Raw genomic sequence first — 5710 nt, 5'->3', positions numbered from 1 at the left:
GCCCTGATCGGCAAAGCCGTTGGCCGCCGTCAACGGGCCCTGGCCGTGCACCAGCGGCAGCCACTCGCCCTTGCCGTCGACATCGAAGCGCGCGACGTACAGCGTGCCGTGGTCGAGCAGCTCGCGGTTGGCGGCCAGGCCGCCGGGCTTCATCGCGTCACGGCTGACGAACTTGTAGATGTACTCGAAGCGCGCGTCCTCGCCCATGTAGACCACGGCCTTGCCGCCGGCCGTCAACGCGGTGGCCGCACCCTCGTGCGCAGCGCGGCCGAGCGCGGTGTGCTTGACCGGCGTGCTGGTCGGGTCCATCGGGTCGATCTCGACGATCCAGCCGAAGCGGTTGAACTCGTTCGGGTGCTTGGTCGCATCGAAGCGTTCGTCCGCTTCGTACCAGTGGTAGTAACTGCCATTGCCCTTCTTCAGGCCCCAGCGTTTCTGGTGCGCGTCCGGCTGCTCCGGCCCTTCGAAGTAGCCGGCCCAGTTCTCTTCGCAGGTCAGGTAGGTGCCCCAGGGCGTCTGGCCATTGGCGCAGTTGTTGTAGGTGCCCAGCACCAGCGTGCCGGTCGGGTCGGCGGCGGTCTTCATCATCGCGTGGCCGGCGGCGGGGCCGGCAATGCGCATCGGCGTGCGGGCGGTGATGCGGCGGGCGTAGCGCGAGGGCGTCACCGTCTTCCAGCCGCTGTCGGTCTTCTCGACTTCGATCACCGACACGCCGTGCGCGGCCATGCTCTTGAAGGCCTTCTCGGCGCTCCAGGTCTTCACGCCATCGGTGTGCAGCAGGCCGTCGTCGACGTACTCGTGGTTCATCGCCAGCACGCCGTGGCGGGCGCCGCCGTCGAGCGGAAAGAAGGCCATGCCGTCGTGGTGCATGCCGGCCTGCAGCGCCTGCTCGGCCGCGGTGTTCGACGCGTCGGGCTTGAAGGCCGGCATCTGCCCGGCCACGCCCACCGGGTCACCCCAGCGGTACAGCACTTGCGCACGGTAACCATCGGGCACGACCACGCCATCGATTGCCGCCATCGCGACGCCCTTGAAGCCGATCGCACGGCCAAGTGTTGCGGGGCTGGTGGCCTGCTGCGCCGCGCTGGCGCAGGCAGTGAGCAGCCCCGGGCCGAACAGGCTGCCGGCGGCCATGGCCAGGCCGCCCCCCAGCCACACGCGGCGCGCCGGGTCCGACACCTCGTGGATGCTCGGGTTGGCGCTGGGGTTCGAGTCTTCCATGTCGCTGAAATCCTTGGCCATGCGGGTGCTCCTCTGGTAGGGGTGGCAGCCAGGCTGCCATTACGAAATGTCGTGGTCGTGTCATTGTCCTGGCTCCTGCAAGGTTCGCCACGATCCCTAAAATCGCCCGCTTTGCCCTGGCCGTTCCGCATGACGCTCGCCGCCCTGATCCGCGCTTTCGTGCGCCGCCACGCCGCGGCCTATGCGGGTGCGGCGGTGATGCTGCTCGGCATCGCATTGCTGACAGTCTGGCTGCCACGCCAGATTGGCCACCTGGTCGACGCGCTGGTCGCACGCGAACTGGCCGGCCCGGCGCTGTGGCGCCAGCTGGCGCTGCTGCTGGCGGCCGGCCTCGCGATCTATCTGCTGCGAGTCGGCTGGCGTGTGCGGCTGTACGCCGCGGCTTACAAGATGGGCGTGGAGCTGCGCCGGCGCCTGTACCAACGCCTGGCCGACCAAGGCCCGCGCTTCTATCAGACGCGCCGCACTGGCGACCTGATGGCGCTGGCCACCAACGATGTCGACGCGGTCGAGATGGCCGCCGGCGAGGCGATGCTGGCCGGTTTCGACGGCACGCTGACTCTCGTGCTGGTGGTCTCGACGATGGCCCTCGGCGTCGACTGGCGCCTGGCCGCGATCGCGCTGCTGCCCTTCCCGCTGATGGCCTGGAGTTTTGCGTGGATCTCGGGCCACGTGCATGGCCGCTCGAAAGAGGCGCTGGAGCGTTTCGGTGACCTGAACGACCATGTGCAAGAGACGCTGTCGGGCGTGCGCACGCTGCGCGCTCTAGGACTGGAAGCGCGCAGCGCAAAGGTCTTTGCTGACCTGGCCGAGAAGGCCGCCGACGCCAGCTACTGGTCACAGCGCTGGGAAGCCCGCTACGAGCCCGCCGTGGGCATGACGCTGGCGACCTCGGTGGTGCTGTCGCTCGCGCTCGGCGGCTGGTTGGTCTGGCACGGCGAGCTGACGATCGGCCAGCTGACCAGCTTCCAGCTTTACCTCGTGCAGCTGATCTGGCCGATGTTCGCGGCGGGTTGGGTGCTGGCGCTGTGGCAACGTGGCCGTGCGGCGTGGACGCGCCTGTCGGCCATGCTCGACGAACCGCTGGCGATCGACGACGACGGCAGCGTCGAGGCCGTGCGCGCGGGCGAGATCGCGCTGCGCGATCTGCGTTTCGCCTACCCGGGCGCGAACAACGCAGCGCTGGATGGCCTGTCGCTGCACATCGCACCGGGCTCGACATTGGGGCTGGTTGGCCCCACCGGCTCGGGCAAGAGCACGCTGCTGAAGTTGCTGTTGCGCCAATGGATGCCGCAGGCCGGCGGCATCACCTGGGGTGGCATCGGCCTGCCCGACTACACGCTGAACGCACTGCGCGCCGGCATTGCCTGGGTGCCGCAAGAGCCGATCCTGTTTTCCGCCAGTGTGGCCGAGAACATCGCGCTGGCCAAACCCGGTGCCACACGCGCCGAGGTGGAAGCGGTGGCCGAATTGGCCGACGTGCACGACGACATCCAACGCTTGCCGCAGGGCTACGACACGCCGGTCGGCGAACGCGGCGTCACGCTCTCCGGCGGCCAACGCCAACGCGTCGCGATTGCCCGTGCACTGTTGGCCGACGCCCCGCTGCTGTTGCTGGACGACGCGCTGTCTGCCGTCGACACCGAGACCGAACACCGCATCCTGGCTCACCTGCGCGAGCAACGCAAAGGCCGCACGGTCATCGTCGTCAGCCATCGTTTGTCGGCGGTGGCCGATGCTGACTTGATTGCGGTGCTGCGCCACGGGCATCTGGCCGAACGTGGCACGCACGAGCAGTTGCTGGCCAAGGGCCTGGCCCACAGCTGGTACGCGCAGCAATGGCGCATCCAGCAGTTGGAGGCGTCGCTTGAAGCCGATTGAGTTGGCACCAACTCCAACGACAACGGTCGAGCAAGGCCGGCGGCTTGGGGCACGTTCTCCGGCCTGGCTCGCGGGGAGCCGGGGTGCGCTCGTCCAGGTCTCTCGGTTTACACCGTGCTCTCATGCATCGGTTGGGGCGACCGCGAATGAAGGCCTGCGAACGCACCCCAAGCCACCGCCACCGGCACCCAACGTGGCATGCAACGGCGTGCCCCGCCACGGACGGTGCCTGCAGGGTGGCGGTGGTGTCCCCGGGCGCCGGACCTCATTCGCGGTCGCCCCAACGCAGGCGAGGCATCACGGTGTTAATGGAGATGCGCCACGCAGTGCGTTCACAGTGGTCCGCGAGCGGACGGTGACCGGGGGCACCGCCACCACCCTGCCGCCGCGACACCAGCAAGCTCTGCATTCCTCGACCGCTGCACGCCACCCCCTCCCCTCATCACGCTTCCATGCGTTTCACCGGCCCCAGCGGCACCCCAACGCGTGAAGACCACTGACAACACCAACTCCACCGGCCGCCGCGCCGCCGCGCTGCTGTGGCGCGCAGCCAAGCCCGAGTCACGCCACCTGTGGATCGGCTTGGCCTGGCTCGCAGTGGCCGCTGCACTCGACGCGCTAGGCCCGGTGCTCGGCAAGGCCTACATCGACCGCTACCTGCTACCTCGCGACCCAGCGATGGCCAACATCGCTGCGCTATTGATCGGCGCGTTGGTCGCCGGCTGGATCGCCAGTTGGGTGCGCTACCGGCAACTCAGCCGCCTGGCGGGGGTGGCGATGCGCTCGGTGCGGCGCATCCGCGAGTCGGTCTACGGCCATGTGCTGCGGCTGCCAATGAGCTTCTTCGACAAAGCCATCACCGGTCAGCTCGTCAGCCGCGTCACCAACGACACTGAAGCCGTCAAGCAGCTCTACGTGCAGGTGCTGTTCGTGATGCTGGACTGCCTGATCATGCTGGCCAGCCTGTTAGTGACGATGGCGTTCCTCGACTGGCGCCTGATGCTGATCGTGACGACGCTGGTGCCCGCGGTGTTCGGCATCGTCTACCTGTACCAGCGCTTGTCGGCCCCGGCGGTCGCACGCACGCGCCAGCTGCGCAGCGAGTTGAACGCGCAAACGGCCGAGTCGATCTCTGGCATGGCGGTGTTGCAGGCCACGGGCGCGACGCTGGGCTACGGCGATCGCTACGCCCGCATCAACAACGACCACTACCAGTCACGCCAGACCGAGCTGCGCGCCAACGCCCTGCTGCTGCGGCCAGCGCTCGACCTGCTGAACGTTGCGATGCTCGCAGTGGTGATCGCGGTGTTCGGGATGCGCGAAGGTGGCGGCGCGCTGAGTGCGATCGAAGTCGGTGTGCTCTACGCCTTCGTCTCCTACGTCGGCCGCGTGACCGAGCCGCTGATCCAGCTGACGATGCAGTTCTCGCAGCTGCAGCAGGCGATCATCGCCGCTGCCCGCGTCAACACGCTGCTCGAAGAAGCCGAGGCCGACCGGCCGACGGCTGAAGGCCGCGTCACCGCCGGCGCCGTGCGCGTCAACCAGCTGGACTTTGCCTACACCCCCGGCACGCCGGTACTGCGCCAGGTGTCGCTGGACATCGCACCGGGTGAGTTCATCGGCATCGTCGGCCCCACCGGCAGCGGCAAGTCGAGCCTGCTGTCGCTGCTGCTGCGCTTCTACCCCGTGGCCGACGGTCAATTGCTGATCGATGGCCAACCGATTGCGAGCCTCGACGAAGCCGCCTTCCGCGACGCGGTGGGCCTGGTGCCGCAAGAGCCTTTCCTGCTCGCTGCGAGTGCGCGCGAGAACATTGCGATGGGCCGGCCGCTGACCAATGCGCAGATCGAAACCGCAGCCATCGCCGCCGGGGCGCACGGCTTCATCAGCCGGCTAGAGCAAGGCTACGAGACCAAGCTGGGCGAAGGCGGCGCACGCCTCGCGGTCGGCGAGAAGCAGTTGATCGCGATTGCCCGAGCGCTGGCCGGCCAGCCGCGCATCCTGCTGCTCGACGAAGCCACCTCGCACATCGACAGCGAGACCGAAGCCGTTGTGCAGCAGGCCCTGGCCAAGCTGCATGGCAAGCTGACGCTGATCTCGATCGCCCACCGGCTGTCGACCATCCGCGATGCCGACCGCATCGTCGTGCTCAACCACGGCCGCATTGCCGAGCTCGGGCCGCACGAAGACCTGATGCAGATCGAGGGTGGTCTGTACCGCCGGCTGGTGGAATTGCAGCAGCTCAGCAGCGCTGAAGAGGCCGAACCCGACTCCGTTTGACCCTTGCTTCGGCAGCCGCCTTCCGTTTGAGGAAGCCGCCTGCCGCTTGATCTGAAACCACCGGCAAACCCGGCCTCGGGTAGTTCCGGATGGTTGAGTAGTCATGACTACCTAATAGTCATGACTATGAATGGCGTTCGTCGTGCATTCGCGGTCTTGCAGTCTGACCCCGTGCACTGAATAGAGCGATGCCAGGCCCTCTCCAAAGGGGCCGTCAGCAGCCCTCGTGTGCGCCTTCATGTCTCCTCCACCCTGCGCCGCCGCCAAGGGGGCCGGGGCGGTTCGTTTTCGAGCCAACCTAGAGAGG

At 67.8% G+C, this 5710-nt stretch carries 3 protein-coding genes; 2 read left to right on the top strand and 1 reads right to left on the bottom strand.

The annotated features are described in order from the left end of the window. Positions 1 to 1242, bottom strand: a 1242-nt coding sequence (locus AC1DYI_RS24935) for a PhoX family protein (protein ID WP_477206825.1), incomplete at its 3' end; no start/stop codon positions are given. A 129-nt stretch (positions 1243 to 1371) separates the two neighbouring features. Here AC1DYI_RS24935 and AC1DYI_RS24930 point away from each other — a divergent pair. Together AC1DYI_RS24930 and AC1DYI_RS24925 are read left to right on the top strand one after the other, a co-directional pair. Next, entirely contained in the window at positions 1372 to 3123 is a 1752-nt protein-coding gene (locus AC1DYI_RS24930) for an ABC transporter ATP-binding protein (RefSeq protein WP_477206824.1), read from the top strand. A gap of 486 nt (positions 3124 to 3609) precedes the next feature. Further along, positions 3610 to 5403 carry an ABC transporter ATP-binding protein gene (locus tag AC1DYI_RS24925; RefSeq protein WP_477206823.1) on the top strand — a complete coding sequence of 598 codons (1794 nt, stop codon included), beginning with the start codon at positions 3610 to 3612 and terminating at the stop codon, positions 5401 to 5403. Positions 5404 to 5710: the final 307 nt, after the last annotated feature.

This window comes from Ideonella sp. P3_A4 (genome assembly GCF_056403075.1).
The sequence above is the reverse complement of the archived record's forward strand: the minus strand, read 5'-3'. Positions and strand labels throughout refer to the sequence as shown.